This window comes from Shewanella gelidii (assembly GCF_014647855.1).
Classification (GTDB): Bacteria; Pseudomonadota; Gammaproteobacteria; order Enterobacterales; family Shewanellaceae; genus Shewanella; species Shewanella gelidii.
Genome location: NZ_BMPZ01000005.1, coordinates 182,065 through 198,162 on the forward strand (window position 1 = coordinate 182,065; position 16,098 = coordinate 198,162).

A 16,098-nucleotide genomic window follows, 5' to 3' on the forward strand; every position below is an offset into this window, starting at 1 on the left:
TTGAGGTCCACATGTCTAAATTTACAAAATTAACGCCATTATCAGCAGCTATTCTGGCTGCATTATCGTCCCCTGTTTCCGCGGTTTCTGCGGCTGAATCTGAAATAGAGAGAATCTTAGTTACGGCAGATTTTAGAGCCATTGAAATAGAAAAGGCGCCTTCAAGTGTTACGGTTATTGATCAGCAGCAAATAGAAGACGAGGGTGCACAGCACTTTGAGGATGTGCTCAATAGTATTGCAAACTTCAATTGGTCTGGTGGGAGCTCTCGCCCTAAGTATTTTCAAATCCGAGGTGTTGGTGAGCAAGAGCAATATCAAGGCGCTCCTAATTCATCAGTCGGCTATGTTATCGATGATATAGACCTGTCTGGATTGGGGATGGTGTCTAGCATGTATGACATGCAACAGGTTGAAGTTTTACGTGGTCCCCAAGGCACTCGATACGGTGCCAATGCGCTAGCGGGTTTAATTTACCTTAAAAGTAATGATCCAACACAAGATTTTGAGCATGGTGCACAAGTGAGTTTGGCAAATGATGACCTGCGTACTTTGAGTGGTTATAGCTCTGGTCCTGTGAATGATACGGGGAATTTGCTGTACCGAGTGGCCGTAGAGCAACACCAGCAGAACGGTTATCGAGATAATGTATACCTTGGAAAAGATGACACTAACGGCCGAGACGAACTTAGTGCAAGAGCTAAATTGCGTTGGTATGCCAGTGACGATTTGCAGTTTGATTTAACACTGATGCATGCTGATTTTGATAATGGGTACGATGCGTGGACATTAGACAATAATGGCTTTGATACGCTCACAGACCTGCCGGGTACAGATAATCAAAAAACATCTGGTGCAGGTCTTAAAGTTCAATATTCTGGATTTGAGAAATTCAACATTACATCGTTAACGTCATTAGCCGCTACGAAGCACCAGCATGCTTACGATGGTGATTGGGCGAATCCTGACTATTGGGCAAGTAAACAGTGTACAGATGATTATGATTCAAATGGAAATGGTCAGTATGATGACTTGATTGCATGTGAATACGACTACATTTGGGATAAAAAGGGTGACCGAGATACTTGGACACAAGAGTTTCGTCTAACGTCTACTGAATCCGGTAAATTATTCTCCCAATCAACGGATTGGTTGGTCGGCGTTTATATGATGAACCTGCAAGAATCGAATGACTTGTATTCTGAGTACAATACATATCCAGACGAAGTCCTTCAGTCAGACTATGAAGCGACTAACTTTGCCCTATTTGCACAAACAGACTCAGACTTAGGTGCAGGATTTGCTTTATCGGTAGGTTTGCGTCTGGAAGGCCGAGACAGCGAATATTTGGATAGCAATGGTGATGAGTTCAATCCAAGTGAAACCATGTGGGGAGGACACCTCGCTTTGAGCAAGTCGCTAAATGAAGCACATCAAACGTATGCGCGTATTGCTCGAGGCTATAAAGCTGGCGGTTTCAACATGACATTACCTGTAGAGCTTTCTGATAAAAAAGAATTTGATACTGAAATCATGTACAACTATGAAATTGGTGTTAAGTCTCAATGGCTTGAAGGAGAGGTAAGCTCAAATTTCGCCGTCTTCTTTATGGATCGTAAAGATCAGCAAGTGTCTGCTTCGCAACAAGATCCAAACCGGCCACAGCGATTTGTTCTGTACACTGAAAATGCAGGTAGTTCTGAAAACTACGGTGCAGAATTAGATGTAAACTGGTATGCATCGGAGAATATTCAGGTCTATGGTGCGTTAGGTTGGTTGGAAACTGCCTATGGAGATTACCTGTACCAAGATAAATATGGCTCCTTAGTCGACCTTTCGGGCAGAGAGCTTGCACACTCTCCAAATTACACATATAGCCTTGGTATTTCTTATCGTAATGATAGTGGTTGGTTTGCAAACTTAAATACCAATGGCAAAAGCGATTTCTATTACTCAGATAGTAACGACTCGCAGTCTGAAGCATATAACCTAGTGAACACCAAAATTGGTTACGAATCTGAAAATTGGTCTTTATACCTGTGGGGTAAAAACCTGTTTGATGAAAAGTTCGGTGTACGTGGTTTCTATTTTGGTAATGAGCCAGATCTGGGTTGGGCGGATAAACAATATATTCGATATGGCGACCCACAGCAGTTTGGCTTAACGTTTAATTATCAAGTTTTATAGTTAAAACGAAATGAGAGAAAGTCGGCCGTGTCCCAAGTGGTTGCGTTGCCGGCTTTTAAAATTCGTAGAATAGGGACGCTCCCTTGAGGTTGGATAATGAAATTGACCGCAGAAATAAGTATGTACCCATTCAGAGAGGACTATATCGAACCTATCCAATGGTTTATTGATAGAGTTTCTACTTATGAATCGATAGAACGTAAGACGAATGCGATGGCAACTCAAGTGTGTGGTGAATATACCGACGTGATGCAAATGCTGGCGATAGAAATGCAAGCAGCCCATGAAAAGTTTGGTAAATCAGTATTTGTTTGTAAGTTTATTGGTGGGGCGCTTGATTTAGGCCACCAACAATAAGTCGTCGCACATGCACTCAGCGTGTTTTATGGCAAGCAGACGACACTTCTGTCTGTACAACGGTAAATCATACATAGAAACTAGAAGATTGTGATGAAAGATCTGTTCTTATCCATTGGTAACACTTTGTCAGCAGCCTTGGGTGAAATACAAATGCTCACCATGTGGGAGTCTGTGGCTGTAATCCTAGCTCTTGCCTATTTAGTGCTCGCAATGAGGCAAAATATCTGGTGCTGGGCGGCGGCGTTTTTTAGTACTGCGATATATACCTTGCTGTTTTGGAAGGTGTCACTGTTGATGGAATCAGTACTTAACGTTTATTACATGGCGATGGCTGTTTATGGCTACCGATTATGGAAGGGTGGAGGTCAGCAAAATAGTGCTTTGCAAGTCGAGAGTTGGGGAATGAAGACCCACTTGATTTTGATCTGTGTGACTACATTGGTTGCCTTTATCCTTGGATGGTTAATGGCGACTTATACTGAGGCATCTTTTCCTTATCTTGACGCCGCAACGAGCTGTTTTGCAGTCATGACGACATATTTAGTGGCTAAAAAAGTGCTTGAGAATTGGTTGTATTGGGTCGTGATAGATTTAGTTTCTATTTATCTATATATGAGCAAAGGCTTGATGTTAACTTCGGTACTATTTGTGTTTTATGTCGGCTTAGCAGTTTGGGGTTACTTTATGTGGCGACAGCAATACATGCAAAACCTACAGTGTACCAACGCTGCCACAGCTTAATTTTGTTGGGAGAGGTTTGAGTGAAAAGGTGTATTGTAATAGTGCACAAATTGGATAGCAGAACCGAGCTAATCTAACGATATGGCAGAATGTACAGCGGATGATTTTCGCAAATTTGAAAAGCTACTGATGCAAGCCGGTTTTTGTGAAATTAGTGACTGGCAGTATTTAAACCTAGGCTTAAGTAATAAAAATTTTAGATTTTTAGCAAAGTACTCTGATTGCGAGCCACAGTTTTTTGTCTTGCGCCAAAATCAAAGCGAAATGCTCACTGAGCATGCTCGCAGGCTAGAGCTTGAAAACTGGCAACTAGCGAGCCAATTGGATATTGCCGCGCCGCTGATTTGGTCGAGTGAAGATGGTTTATTCTATGTCAGTCGTTTTATTGCACAGAAAGCCTTCGATTGGTCTTATTGGCAAGCCGAAGTCCCTGCAAAACAATTCAGACTCTATAGTGACCGACAAGACCTAAAGAGTTGTTTAACGAACAAGCTCTCCAACAGTACGAAACTGTACATCGATCTCGGTATGGTTCCGCTAGCTACCGTTGACGCAAGCAAATTAACTGCAGCGTCTAAACCTTGTGAACAACAAAGACTGTCCCGTTTAACTTTTGAAGCCATGATTCAACGCGCACCAGAACGTGCGCTTCTTGAGTTATTGAACACGCTCATTGAAGTTCCAGCACCCCATAATATGATTTCTACTGCAGAGCAATGGCACCACTATCGTGATCGGCTGATGGCGATTTCTGCTCAGCTTGAAGATTCAAAATTGTTGAATCCTCAGCTTAAACATTGGCAAGCGATGTTGAACAACATGTTAATGCAAGAATCTGAAATTGAGTCTTGGCTGCAACAAATGCAAGCTAACTTGTTAACCCCTCAGTTCTGTCATCGAGATTTGAATCCTTATAATTTGCTAGTCGAAAATGATCGCCTTGTTTGTATCGACTTTGAATATGCCTGTTGTTCAAACCCTTTATTCGACTTGGCTTCTATATTGTGTACGCATAGGTTAAATCCTGATCAGCAACAATGGCTCATTGAAAATTACCTTGAAAATCATCCAAATCTGAAATCAGCAGCCATAGATAGTGTGTATGCAGCTTGTAAAATCTATTGGCTATTTGCCACGAGCTGGGCGCTGATGATGGCGGCAGATGAGTACATGGGTATCGTAGGGCTTGATAACAGCGAAAGTGAGCCTGAAACCGTTAAAAATTTGGCTGACTACTTACAGTTTGCACAGACTTACCTTCGCTATATTTAATAAAAAAAGCTGTGACGTTCCTTTAACTTTTCCCATCACGGAAATACCCCTTCAGCAAAGCGGCATAAGAAATAATAACTTTATGTGAAAGTTTATTTATTGGTCCTAGGTCTTATGATTCAGAAGAGTAAGTATTTAGGAAAAAGTATGCAAATCGCTAATATTTATCAAAAGTTTTTAGACATCACTAAGCATTTAGATGGACTTGCGCCACTGGCCCTCCGATTGTATTTGGCGCCAGTGTTGATTCAGGCTGGCTACAACAAACTATCGCATTTTGATGATACGGTTGCATGGTTTGGAAACCCTGAGTGGGGATTAGGTCTGCCAATGCCTGAATTGATGACTGGACTGGCGGTCGGTGCAGAATTAGTTGGTGGCGGACTTTTGGTTGTTGGATTAGCAACTCGATTGGTCGCAATACCTTTGATGATTACCATGCTCGTTGCGGCTTTTACAGTCCATATTAAAAATGGTTGGTTAGCGATATCAGATCCGAGTTCTTGGTTAGCAAATGAGCAGGTCACCTCTGCTGCGGAAAAATTGGCAGCAGCGAAATCAATTTTACAAGAGCATGGTAACTATGATTGGTTAACCAGTTCAGGTAACTTTGTGATTCTAAATAATGGTATTGAATTTGCGATTACTTATTTCATTATGCTACTGGCTCTATTTGCGCTTGGTGGGGGGCGTTACACAAGTTTGGACTACATTTTGGCGAAGAAAAACCAGTTAGTTTAAATACATAAAGCTGTTTACGAATCCCACTCTATTTGGTGGGATTTTTTATTTGCAGCGTAAAAATTGATTTAGATCACGTTTTATTTGTCGTATGATGAAGCTCGTTAGCTGGAACCATTGGTTCGCTGACATGACAAGTATATGAAACCTCAAACTTCTATAGGGGTGCAACATGGATGCATTGCAGTTACTACATACTCGACAATCTTGCCCTCGACTTACCTTTCCGGCTCCTGATGAGAACCAACTTAAAAACATACTTGATGCTGGCATTCGTGTACCCGATCATGCCAACTTGTGCCCTTGGGAGTTTGTTGTTGCACAGGGCGAGGGGTTGAATAAACTTTCAGCTATTTTTAAAGAAGCTGCCATGGAGAAGGGGCTCGACGGAGAGGCGATAGAGCGTGTTGCAAAAATGCCACATCGAGCGCCGATGTTGATTACGGTGATTGCTAAAGTGAAAGAGCATCCGAAAGTGCCCATACTTGAGCAATATCTTGCGGCTGGATGTGCGGTGATGGCAATGCAGCAGGCAGCAGTGGCGCAAGGGTTAGGAGCTATTTGGCGAACGGGCGAATTCGCTTTCGATGCGATTGTAAATAAGCATTTAGAGGTGAACGGTGATGATCAGATCATAGGCTTTTTGTATCTGGGAACACCAGCGGTCGACGCGCCTGTAAAAGTAAGGCAAAGCGCCACTCCTTTCGTTAGGTACTTGTAAAAATACTGCTTTTCTGTGGTCGACTTGCATGTATGGATAAGTTGGGCAATGATTGTGATATTAACATTCATACAACAATTAGTTACAGCAATTGACTGGAAGGTAAGTAGTAGATGAAACAAAGACTTGATGGCTGCCTCACCGGAGAGCGAGTGGTTTTAGAGCCTATTTCAATTGATCATGTTGCGGCCATGAGCTTGGCTGTTGCTGACGGAGAACTTTGGAATCTTTGGTATGCCAGCGCTCCGCATCCAGATGATATGAAGCAATACGTAGAAGCAGCACTTGAGGATGAAAGTAGGGGAGACTCACTAGTATTTGTGGTTCGGGATAAATCGTCAGGGCAAATTGTTGGGACGACAAGGATACTTGCGTGGGATCAACCGAACCGGCGACTTGAAATTGGTCATACATGGTATAGCGTGAAAGCACAAAAAACCTTTGTAAATACAGAGTCTAAGCTATTGCTTCTCACCTATGCATTCGAAACGCTAGATGTGATGGCGGTTGAGTTTAGAACCCATTGGTGTAATCAAACGTCAAGAGAGGCGATTACTCGCATTGGTGCAAAACAAGACGGAATTTTAAGAAATCATAAGCTTTTACCAGACGGCAGTATTCGAGATACGGTGGTATATTCGATAATTGATCGTGAATGGCCCGAGGTAAAACACAACTTAAAAGTGCTGCAACAGCAATATGTTGAACATTTGTCCACATAGCTGACCGTACAGTGATGGAATATCAAAGAGGAAATTGGAAATGAAAAGTATGCATTTTAGCAAGTTCGGACTGCCAGTTATATTGCTTAGCGGCCTAACGTCGCCGAGTTATGCTAATGAGGCTGAGCAGTCTTTTGTAAAAGAGCTTGCAAGCTGTGCTGCTTATTATGAAATTGCCTCGACAGCGATCGCTTCAATGAATGCACCGCAGATGCAGGTTGTTGGTAAACGGCTGCAGAAGTCTGGCATACAAGCAACAGAAATTGCTAGCCAATATTCAGAGAAAGCTCAAGTTCAAAAAGTGGTTGCTGCGGAAAAGCTAAAGCAAGAGCAGGCATTAAATGGTTCAAGTAACCTAGGCGTGTTGATGCGCCAATATAAAGAGCCGTGTAAACAAATTCTTGCTGAGCCACAAAAGCGCTTGGACTATTGGGTGATGGTCACTATGTAAGGATTTATATCTGGTTAGTTCAGACGGGTTAGCCTGGAAATATGTAGCTTGAATAAAAACGGCACCCTGAGGGTGCCGTTTTAGTTAAATTCAATACGAAAAGTTACATAACGTAGCTAACTGTCGCATGGAAGAAGCGGCCAACATTGTCGTATGATGCAGATCCTGCACCAGTACCTGTCGTACCGAATGGTAGGTCTTTATCAAATAGATTGTCGACACCAATTTTTAGGCTAACACCGCTGTCGAAATCATAAGACACTGCTGTATCACTGATAAAGTACTCTCCGTAACCCATTGAGCTATTTGGATTCGGATTCTTCTCTAGCTCTTGATCTGTATACAAGCTAACTTCATCAACAAAACGAGTACGCCATAATACAGTCCAGTTATCAATGTTATAGCTCAAGTTGATGTTAGCTTGCCATTCAGCATTACCTAACGTTCCTGCTTGTTGCTCAAAAACATCTGGCTCATCTTGGAAAGAGTAATCTTTTCTGTCAATTAGCTTAGTAGCAATGAAGCTAGTACGAACTTCACCGTCAAACGCATCGAAGTTATAACCAATATCAAAATCGATACCCGTTGCTTCTAACTTTGCAATGTTTAACGCGTATTGTTTAATACTTGTGATTTGGTGAGTTGTCTCGTCACGTGTCAACAATGTACAGTATTCGTTGTTAATGCCACCAGGAGCGTCGACACAGCGATTGATAATATCTTGGGCGCCAACTGCAGAAATGGCATCATCAATTTCAATGTCCCAGTAGTCAACACTGATAGATAGGCCGTCAACGAACTCAGGTTGGTAAATTGCACCAATTGTGTAGCTTGTAGACTCTTCTGGAGATAACTCTAGGTTACCGCCACTAACACCCTCAATTGAAGCTGAGTCATAGTCACTATCGAAGTCAGTTGGAACACCGAGTGCTGCGCAGTTGGCTGCACGAACGGTAGCATCTTCTAACTGTGATAGCTCAGAAGATTTACAAGTGTCATCAACGCTATAGAAGTTTTGGCTTTCTGCACCAAATAAGTCGCTGATGTTAGGTGCACGAATAGCTTCTGCAAATGTAGCGCGAACACGCAATTGATCATCAACTTCCCAGCTTAAGCCGGCTTTCCATGTCGTTGCACTACCAACAGAGCTGTAATCTGCATAGCGAACCGCTAAATCTAAATCAAGTTGTTCGATAGCTGGAAGCTCACTAAGAAGAGGAATTGTCACTTCTGCGAATATTTCGCTTACATCGAAGTCACCTTTATCTTCACCAAGTGCATTGAAGAAAGTACCTTCTGCGTTATCAGGCTCAAATACTTGGCTTTCTTCTTTACGATACTCAACACCTGTCGATAACCCAACATAACCCGCGGGTAATTCTAAAATACCTGAGTTCGTTAGCGTACCACCAATAACTGTTTGCTTAATTACAGAAGTACCGGTTGAAACTGTATTGATATAATCAATTGCAGCTTGGCTTGGATTACCATTGCCCATAATATCTACTGGTACACAGCCTTCGGCACGGGCATCAGCATCACGACATACAGCTTCGCCGTTGATAAGTACTGAATCTAAAGCATTGGCGTAGTTGGCGCGGATAAGGTTATTACGGTTAATTCGCTCAAGATCTGTTTGACCGTAAATACCGTAGACTTCAAAGTCCCACTCTTCAAATACAATACCTTCTAAACCGACAACGTAGCGTTGGGTTTCACGAGTATCATCTTCGATACGCTGACCTAAGTCATCAAGCATTCTATTGACACGGATACTATCAACACCTTGCTCATCCATTAAAGCGACAAGGCTGTCATCGATAAATGCGTTATCACGTTTAATTGTATTGAAGCTGTTAAAGAAGAAGAACGCAGGTTGACCATGATCTGTAGATTGACTGTTTACATATTTGGCTTCGAAATATGCATTAAGATCATCATTGATTTCATAGTTTGCTTTGAAATTGACGTTGAAGCGTTCGAATTCAGGTTGTAAATCTGTGTATTCTCTCAGATTAAAATAGTCACAATTTGCACATTTAGTATATGTTGCATTGTCACCAGTATAAATGTCTCTTACAGAACCATCTGGATTGAATGTTTTCCAACCATCAAGGTTAAATACACCAGCATTGTTAATCGCGTGATAGCCAGCATTTGGAGTTAAAATCTGGTCTGGTCCACCATTCGTTTCTTGATCAAAGTTTGGTAGATTCGTAAAGGAAGTCGAAGTTTGTTCACGATCTAACGCACGTAAACGATCCTGTCCACTATATTCTACTGCAATAGCGACATTACCTTTCGAATCGTCGAAACTCGTACCATATGAAACAGATAAACGCTCTTTGGAGTGATCGCTATCGTCGGCGTAGCCTTTGTTAGCAGAAACTTCTAGCCCTTCGATGTCATCTTTAAGAATAAAGTTAACCACACCGGTTACAGCATCAGCACCATAAATTGCAGATGCACCGCCCGTAATGATTTCTACTTTATCTACCCATACACTTGGGATCGTGTTTACATCGACCGATTGCGTTCCTGCAGAACTAGATACGTGACGCTTGCCATTAACTAATACAAGCGTTCTCGCTGTACCCATATTACGGAGATCTAGAATATTCAGACCTGCGGTACCAATAAATCGACCTGAGTTTGCAAGCGAATAAGTGCTACCAAGGGCTGGTAGTTGGTTTAGTGCTTCACCGATATTTGCAACACCAGTCGATAGAAGCTCATCACCAGTAATGACAGTAACAGGTGTTGGCGCAATTGAACCTTCGCGAATAATACGCGAACCTGTTACTTGAATACGTTCGACTTCTTGTTTTGCTTCCTCAGCAATTGCAGCTGGCATGGTCATTGCTGAAGCAACGGCACCACCAACTAAAGCAAGCTTTATAGAGCTTGCTAGTTTTGAATTATTTTGCATTTATCTTATCCCTGAAACGAATATATTTATAAGTTTTTTATTAACAACTATGAAATATAACTTGTTTAATTTAGACCTATAGTTGTTAACTCAAAGATATAATCACAGCAGTAAAGTATGTTCAACATGCCTTATTTTGAACGTTTGTAACAATTTCACCTTCATAATATGGTGATGTTTATTTACATTTTTTCTTGGCTATTGGTTTTTACCTTTGTTTTGTTTGGTTTGTGTTGTTTATGTTTTTATTATGTTGCGGTGTGTGTTGCGTGATTTGCGGGTGTGTTTTGTTTTGTTTTATTATGGTTGCGTTTTTTTGCCAGAGTTAACTTTTGAGGTACACCTGTAACAATAAAAAATATTGAGATCTAGTTCAAAGTTATAAGCAAAACATTATAAATGAGTAAATGTTGTTCATTTATAGGCGGTTATAGTCCACCGTCCCGTATATTCTTCCTGTTAATGTTTATGGTTTGTGATGATTTTAGACACCGTAGTGGGCAAATAAGTGTAATTAAGAGTTATTGTTTATCTATGCATGTTTTAATTTATGCAAATAGTATGACTGTATATTTAATTTGTTCGTATGCCTAGTTTATATCAATATAGTATGTGGGGTTTCAATTAGGGAATCGACTTTTGATGAAGTGGTATGTTTCGGCAGATGTGAACTCTTAATAAATTAACGCGCATACAAAAAGAAAATTTTTGATTAAAAAAACCTGCAACGCAAAGAGAATATTCTGAGTATTTAAGCTATTTGCATTTGAGCTAGCTACTTCTCATTGAACTTTTCGCAGCAAAAAGGCGCCCAATAAATAGGCGCCTTTTTATGCATTGAGTAACAATGACTATTGGACGTTTTCTTCGTCGCCAAATTGGCCTTGGAAAAGAACCGAAGATAAGTAACGCTCAGCGGCTGAAGGCAATATAACCACAATATTCTTGCCTTCGAACTCTGGAAGATCAGCAATACGATTTGCTGCAACAACTGCTGCCCCGGATGAGATACCTACAAGTAGCCCTTCTTCCTTCATTAATCGATGAGCCATATCAATTGCATCTTCATTTGAGACTGCTTCGACACGATCGATTAAATCTAAATCAAGGTTTCCTGGTATGAATCCGGCACCAATACCTTGTATTTTGTGCGGTCCAGGTTGAATCGTTTGACCCGTTTTGGCTTGAGCAATGACAGGTGAGTCAACAGGCTCTACCGCTACGGTGGTAATCGATTTTCCTTGTACTTCTTTTATATAACGGCTCACACCTGTAATGGTTCCGCCCGTTCCAACACCGGCAACAAAAACGTCAACTTCACCATCTGTGTCTTCCCAAATTTCAGGTCCAGTTGTTTTCACATGAATCTCTGGGTTTGCAGGGTTATTAAATTGTTGGAGTAAGATGTATTTTTCGGGTGCTGATTGACAGATTTCTTCTGCCTTATCTATTGCACCTTTCATCCCTTTAGCACCATCGGTTAGCACGAGGTTTGCGCCAAGCGCTTTTAAAAGCTTGCGGCGTTCAAGACTCATGGTGTTGGGCATCGTTAGCGTGAGCTTATAGCCACGAGCCGCCGCGACGTAAGCTAGAGCAATACCGGTATTCCCTGATGTTGGCTCAATAAGCTCTTTGTCTTTGGTTAGAAGCCCTTTTTTCTCAGCGTCCCAAATCATATTTGAACCAATACGACATTTGACACTAAAGCTTGGGTTGCGCGCCTCTACCTTTGCAAGAACATTGCCCTTGCTGACTCGGTTAAGTCGAACCAACGGTGTGTTACCAATGGCCTGTGAATTGTCTTCAAATATTTTGCCCATGAATAGCTTGCTCCTTTGATTGCATGAGTAAATCATAATCGTCTTTTTATGAAATAGAAGTGATAGTTTGTTCTTCTTTATTCCTTTTGGTTATTAGCATATATTTAGTTTTCCCTTAACTAACTGATTCATTACTAAACGATGATTCATCAAGCATTGTTTGGCTGCAAGAGATTTAATATTTTTACCTAAAAATGAGGGGTTTATTTCACTTTCTCCTGCGAAACTAAGCAAGCTTTGACTACAATAAAGATATCGGTGGGTTTCGTTGTCGATGTCCAACGCCATTTTTATATATGCTTAATTTGTTTAATGAAAGATCTTCGAGATTTGTGAGGGGAAAAGGTTGCGGATTTTAGTCGTTGAAGATAGTCAAGTTGTTGCAAAAATATTACGCCATTTATTGCAACAAGAGTTGGATTGTATTGTCGATATTGCACCAGACCTTACAACCGCTCGCACGTTTTTAGAACAAGAGCAATATTTTGTCGCCATTGCCGACCTTAGTTTGCCCGATGCAAATGGTGGGCAAATAGTCGAAGTTGTTCAGCAATATCAAGTACCCTGTATCGTAGCGACCGCAACTTTGGATTCAGCACAGCGAAAACGGTTGCTCAGCCTAGGCATTGTTGACTATGTATTTAAAGAGAATCGATTTAGTTATGAATATATTGTCAAGCTAGTCAAGCGGCTGCACCGAAACCAAAAAATTAAAGTCTTAGTTGCTGATGATTCATCGGTCAGTCGGAATTATATACGGGCGTTACTTGAGCAGCACCTTTTTCAAGTGATGGAAGCCAAGGATGGTGCAGAGGCACTAGCGTTATTGCAGTCATCTGCTGGGATTAAGCTATTAATCACCGATTACAATATGCCAACCATGGATGGTTTTGAGCTCATCATTAAAGCCAGAGAGCTCTACTTGCGGGAAGAGTTGGCTATTATCGGATTGTCAAACGATACCGATGAAAGCTTGTCTGCACGCTTTATCAAAAATGGCGCGAATGACTTTCTACAAAAGCCCTTTGTACATGAAGAGTTTCATTGTCGAGTGCTTAATACGCTCGATGCGCTTGAAATGCTCAGGTTATTTTGGAAGCAAGCAAACTACGACTATTTAACACAAGTTTATAACCGTCGATATTTTTTTGATTATTTTAGCCAGCAGATGCCTAAAATTTCGAAGAAGAAAACTCAGCTTGCCGTCGGCCTGATTGACATCGATTTCTTCAAAAAAGTGAATGATAATTATGGTCATGATGTTGGGGATGAAGTGTTGATTGAGTTTAGTGCACGGTTACGCAAGATTTTTGCTGACAAATTTATTGTCGCTCGGATTGGTGGGGAAGAGTTCGTTGTCGCACTGAAAGGGTTGAAACTTGCGCAAGCGCACCAGCTGTTTGATGACTTTAGAGAGAAACTAGCTGCTCAGCCCATTGTAACCTCTAAAGGAGATCTCAAGGTTACAATTAGCATTGGTTTGCATTGTCGTAATGCAGATGAGTCAATTGATGAAATGATTAAGATCGCAGATCAATCACTCTATCGGGCTAAAGAGCAAGGTAGAAATCTAGTTTGTGTTAGCGGACTACAGATTTAATTAGTCAAGGAGTGGCTCGTCGCTCACTCCAGTCCATTGATTGGTGCTTATTTATATAATCCAAGCATAGCTCACTTTCATAAATAGCGTTTGCTCATTTCTGGTGAGTGTGTTTATCCGATCATCTCTTTTTAAACCATCAGAATACCCTAAATAAAATACGCTCTGTGGGTTAAGTTTATAACCATAAAGTAGCTCATTTCCTAAATGCTGTTTATTGGTAAACGTTGGTTTGCTATAGAGTGCCGTATTTCTATCAATATGTGTGTATACACTGGATATGCGTAAGAATTGGTGTTTATCGAATTGCCAGTTTAGTCGTAAATCGCTTAAGTTTGCGGTGAACAAACGACCTTCATCCACATCTAGGTGACGATAGACATGTGTGAAATTAAGGGAAATTGATGGCGTGATTTTCCAGTCGATTTCTGGATTGACAACAAATTTCGTACCGAGCTGGTTGTTACTAAAGTCGATGTCATCGCCATAGCTCACATCTAACTCAAGGTTTAGGGTTTGCAGCGGGCTTAGTTCTCCGTAAATCCAAAATTGAGTTTCGTCAAATCGAGTTGTGTTGCTATCAATTGCTAAGGATGAGGGATCGATTCGTCTCCCGACTCTTTCGCGATTAACGGCACCCATTGCAAGAAAACTTTGCATTTGAGTCCCTGTAAATTCAATAAAGGCCTCGACTTCTTGCTCAAGCAATTCACCTGCTTGATTGTGGCTAATATCCCAGTCTCCGCCAGTTTTTATCTTACTAACCCAAGCATGATCTGGGTATGCAATATAGCCGCCGCCTGCAACGAATTTTTTAAAATCAACACGCTCGATAAATCCTAAATCCGCTCGAAAGTCTTCCCCAATACTTTCAAATTGAGTAAATGCATAATAGTTACGGCTGTTGTGATTGTATTTTATGCGATAAAGGTGATCACGAAACGCTCCCTTATCTTTGGTTCTCAAGACTCGCTCATTGTACAAGCACTCGCCAGCACTCAGTTGTAATAAAGAACATGTTTCAGTCGGTGGTTTACAGTCACCGTTGCAAAAGTCTTGGTAAAGATCTTCTGGGTACTCTGTATCTGAAAATGCTGCTTGAACTTTGAATGTGTCTTGATCTGTTAGTTGATATTTACCATCAAAACTCGCCAAATAATTGTGATATTGGTTTTGTGAAGATTTAGCTGTAAACAATGCGCCAAGGGATAGCGAACGTCCAAAATCTGCTCGATAGCGAGTCGCTAAGTTTTGGCTTGTTTCATCGATTTTTGCTATGTCTGAACTTAAGTTTCCAGGGATTAAAAAGTTTGTGGTTGTATCCTGCGCAACGAGTCCTGCAAAGGTATGATCCCCAACTTTCCCTGTGAGTTTTACGCCGTAATCAGGAGCGACAATATTGCGGGTATGAAGCAGGTTAATTTGGGTATCAAAGTAGTCTTTATTATCTAAAAAGAATGATCTTTTTTCCGGGAAGAACAGCGCAAATGTACTGTTTACGTCTAATTGACCTGCATCCGCTTCGACTTGAGAAAAGTCCGGGTTAATCGTTGCATTTAATAAGGTACTTGGTGTGAGGCTCCAACGGATATCTGCTCCAGGTTCGATATTGGTTTCATTATTCCAGCCTTGATTCTGCGGTAGTTCTCGTTGGCGGTTATGGGTTACCACGAGAGCTGGTGTTATTTGAACACCTTGCCCTTGTTTCGCACCTCGAAGACCGCTCAAAACACCGAGTTGACATAATTGGCAGGTATTATCACGATCGATTTTATGTGTTGAGAATCTTTGTCGTTCCTCCCTTGGGTAGAAACGGATTAGCTCAATCCCCCAATGTTGCTGACTGAGACTGTCATCGAAGCTCAAAATACGTAATGGGAGTTCTATTTCAACTTGATAACCATCATGAGTTATTTGACCTGCGCTATACCAAATTCCGTCCCATGCATCACTTTCTTGACCCGTTAATTCATTTTCTATGGAGTCGTTTTGTATACCGAGAGGGTTGATGAAAAACTGATAAGCAAGCTTTGATTGATTAAATGTATCGAGCTTTATACCGACGAGATCATCACTCCAAGCATTATCTCTATCGCTGAGATTTGCTCGGATATTGCTAACGTTCGGGTCAAACGCCTTGAATGCAACAAATAAGCTTGTTTCAGTTGCATACATGCGAATTTCTGTTTTTACCGGAACAGGCTGATTTTCAGCTGGGCGCGTTTCGTATCTCAAGTGAGTTAAAGCGGCTTGCTGCCAAACTGATTCATCAAACTTTCCATCTATTGTGGCTGTAGAGGTTAATGTTGGGATTTTTAAGCCGAAGTTATGCGCTGTTCCTGCAGTGGCGAATTGGCTAAAAACCAGGCTGAGAACCAAAATGAGAAGGGCTTGTAAATGCATTTTCTGTGATGCTTTTATTTTATTGATTATCGAATTATTGTGGCAGATATATATAGGGAGTGGGAAGCCCGTAGAGTGGATGAATTGTTACATTATTTGTGATTTTGTTATGAAATGATGATTTTTGTGATTGATAGACGAACGACTCATCA

At 41.3% G+C, this 16,098-nt stretch carries 12 protein-coding genes; 9 read left to right on the top strand and 3 right to left on the bottom strand.

Going from position 1 to position 16,098, the window contains the following annotated elements; genetic code table 11:
• Positions 1 to 11: 11 nt before the first annotated feature.
• The 8 genes from IEY18_RS11315 to IEY18_RS11350 all read left to right on the top strand — a co-directional run bounded on the left by IEY18_RS11315 (position 12) and on the right by IEY18_RS11350 (position 7,194).
• Positions 12 to 2,186 (top strand): TonB-dependent receptor, encoded by a 2,175-nt coding sequence (locus tag IEY18_RS11315; protein WP_229779826.1) that lies wholly within the window; start codon positions 12 to 14, stop codon positions 2,184 to 2,186.
• A 96-nt stretch (positions 2,187 to 2,282) separates the two neighbouring features.
• On the top strand, positions 2,283 to 2,543 hold the full coding sequence (locus IEY18_RS11320; RefSeq protein ID WP_188920878.1) for a YkoF family thiamine/hydroxymethylpyrimidine-binding protein: 261 nt from the start codon (positions 2,283 to 2,285) through the stop codon (positions 2,541 to 2,543).
• A 93-nt stretch (positions 2,544 to 2,636) separates the two neighbouring features.
• Positions 2,637 to 3,287 (top strand): nicotinamide riboside transporter PnuC, encoded by a 651-nt coding sequence (gene pnuC, locus IEY18_RS11325; RefSeq protein ID WP_188920880.1) that lies wholly within the window; start codon positions 2,637 to 2,639, stop codon positions 3,285 to 3,287.
• 81 nt (positions 3,288 to 3,368) lie between these two features.
• Positions 3,369 to 4,559, top strand: coding sequence for a phosphotransferase (locus IEY18_RS11330; protein WP_188920882.1), 1,191 nt, complete (start codon positions 3,369 to 3,371; stop codon positions 4,557 to 4,559).
• A gap of 147 nt (positions 4,560 to 4,706) precedes the next feature.
• On the top strand, positions 4,707 to 5,300 hold the full coding sequence (locus IEY18_RS11335) for an HvfX family Cu-binding RiPP maturation protein (RefSeq protein WP_188920884.1): 594 nt from the start codon (positions 4,707 to 4,709) through the stop codon (positions 5,298 to 5,300).
• Positions 5,301 to 5,472: 172 nt separating this feature from the next.
• Complete coding sequence (locus IEY18_RS11340) at positions 5,473 to 6,021, top strand: NAD(P)H nitroreductase (protein ID WP_188920886.1); 549 nt, start codon at positions 5,473 to 5,475, stop codon at positions 6,019 to 6,021.
• Between the two features lie 113 nt (positions 6,022 to 6,134).
• Positions 6,135 to 6,743 carry a GNAT family N-acetyltransferase gene (locus tag IEY18_RS11345; protein WP_188920888.1) on the top strand — a complete coding sequence of 203 codons (609 nt, stop codon included), beginning with the start codon at positions 6,135 to 6,137 and terminating at the stop codon, positions 6,741 to 6,743.
• A 40-nt stretch (positions 6,744 to 6,783) separates the two neighbouring features.
• The gene (locus IEY18_RS11350; protein ID WP_229779827.1) at positions 6,784 to 7,194 is read left to right on the top strand and encodes a hypothetical protein; all 411 of its coding nucleotides are present in this window, start codon (positions 6,784 to 6,786) and stop codon (positions 7,192 to 7,194) included.
• Between the two features lie 103 nt (positions 7,195 to 7,297).
• Here IEY18_RS11350 and IEY18_RS11355 read toward each other — a convergent pair whose 3' ends face one another.
• Both IEY18_RS11355 and cysK read right to left on the bottom strand, forming a co-directional pair.
• Positions 7,298 to 10,123: a TonB-dependent receptor domain-containing protein gene (locus IEY18_RS11355; protein ID WP_188920890.1), complete on the bottom strand. Its 2,826-nt coding sequence runs from the start codon at positions 10,121 to 10,123 to the stop codon at positions 7,298 to 7,300.
• A gap of 851 nt (positions 10,124 to 10,974) precedes the next feature.
• A complete protein-coding gene (cysK, locus tag IEY18_RS11360) occupies positions 10,975 to 11,943 on the bottom strand; it encodes a cysteine synthase A (protein WP_188920892.1) in 969 nt (322 codons plus the stop codon).
• A gap of 346 nt (positions 11,944 to 12,289) precedes the next feature.
• On the opposite strand from cysK, the gene IEY18_RS11365 reads away from it, so the two are divergent.
• Entirely contained in the window at positions 12,290 to 13,543 is a 1,254-nt protein-coding gene (locus IEY18_RS11365; protein ID WP_188920894.1) for a response regulator, read from the top strand.
• 51 nt (positions 13,544 to 13,594) lie between these two features.
• Here the strand turns inward: IEY18_RS11365 and IEY18_RS11370 are convergent, their stop codons facing one another.
• On the bottom strand, positions 13,595 to 15,946 hold the full coding sequence (locus IEY18_RS11370) for a carbohydrate binding family 9 domain-containing protein (protein WP_188920897.1): 2,352 nt from the start codon (positions 15,944 to 15,946) through the stop codon (positions 13,595 to 13,597).
• Between the last annotated feature and the right edge of the window lie 152 nt (positions 15,947 to 16,098).

Coding starts and splice junctions, on each gene's coding strand:
- IEY18_RS11315 (WP_229779826.1), top strand. CDS start 12: ATGTCTAAATTTACAAAATTAACGCCATTATCAGCAGCTATTCTGGCT.
- IEY18_RS11320 (WP_188920878.1), top strand. CDS start 2,283: ATGAAATTGACCGCAGAAATAAGTATGTACCCATTCAGAGAGGACTAT.
- pnuC (WP_188920880.1), top strand. CDS start 2,637: ATGAAAGATCTGTTCTTATCCATTGGTAACACTTTGTCAGCAGCCTTG.
- IEY18_RS11330 (WP_188920882.1), top strand. CDS start 3,369: ATGGCAGAATGTACAGCGGATGATTTTCGCAAATTTGAAAAGCTACTG.
- IEY18_RS11335 (WP_188920884.1), top strand. CDS start 4,707: ATGCAAATCGCTAATATTTATCAAAAGTTTTTAGACATCACTAAGCAT.
- IEY18_RS11340 (WP_188920886.1), top strand. CDS start 5,473: ATGGATGCATTGCAGTTACTACATACTCGACAATCTTGCCCTCGACTT.
- IEY18_RS11345 (WP_188920888.1), top strand. CDS start 6,135: ATGAAACAAAGACTTGATGGCTGCCTCACCGGAGAGCGAGTGGTTTTA.
- IEY18_RS11350 (WP_229779827.1), top strand. CDS start 6,784: ATGAAAAGTATGCATTTTAGCAAGTTCGGACTGCCAGTTATATTGCTT.
- IEY18_RS11355 (WP_188920890.1), bottom strand. CDS start 10,123: ATGCAAAATAATTCAAAACTAGCAAGCTCTATAAAGCTTGCTTTAGTT.
- cysK (WP_188920892.1), bottom strand. CDS start 11,943: ATGGGCAAAATATTTGAAGACAATTCACAGGCCATTGGTAACACACCG.
- IEY18_RS11370 (WP_188920897.1), bottom strand. CDS start 15,946: ATGCATTTACAAGCCCTTCTCATTTTGGTTCTCAGCCTGGTTTTTAGC.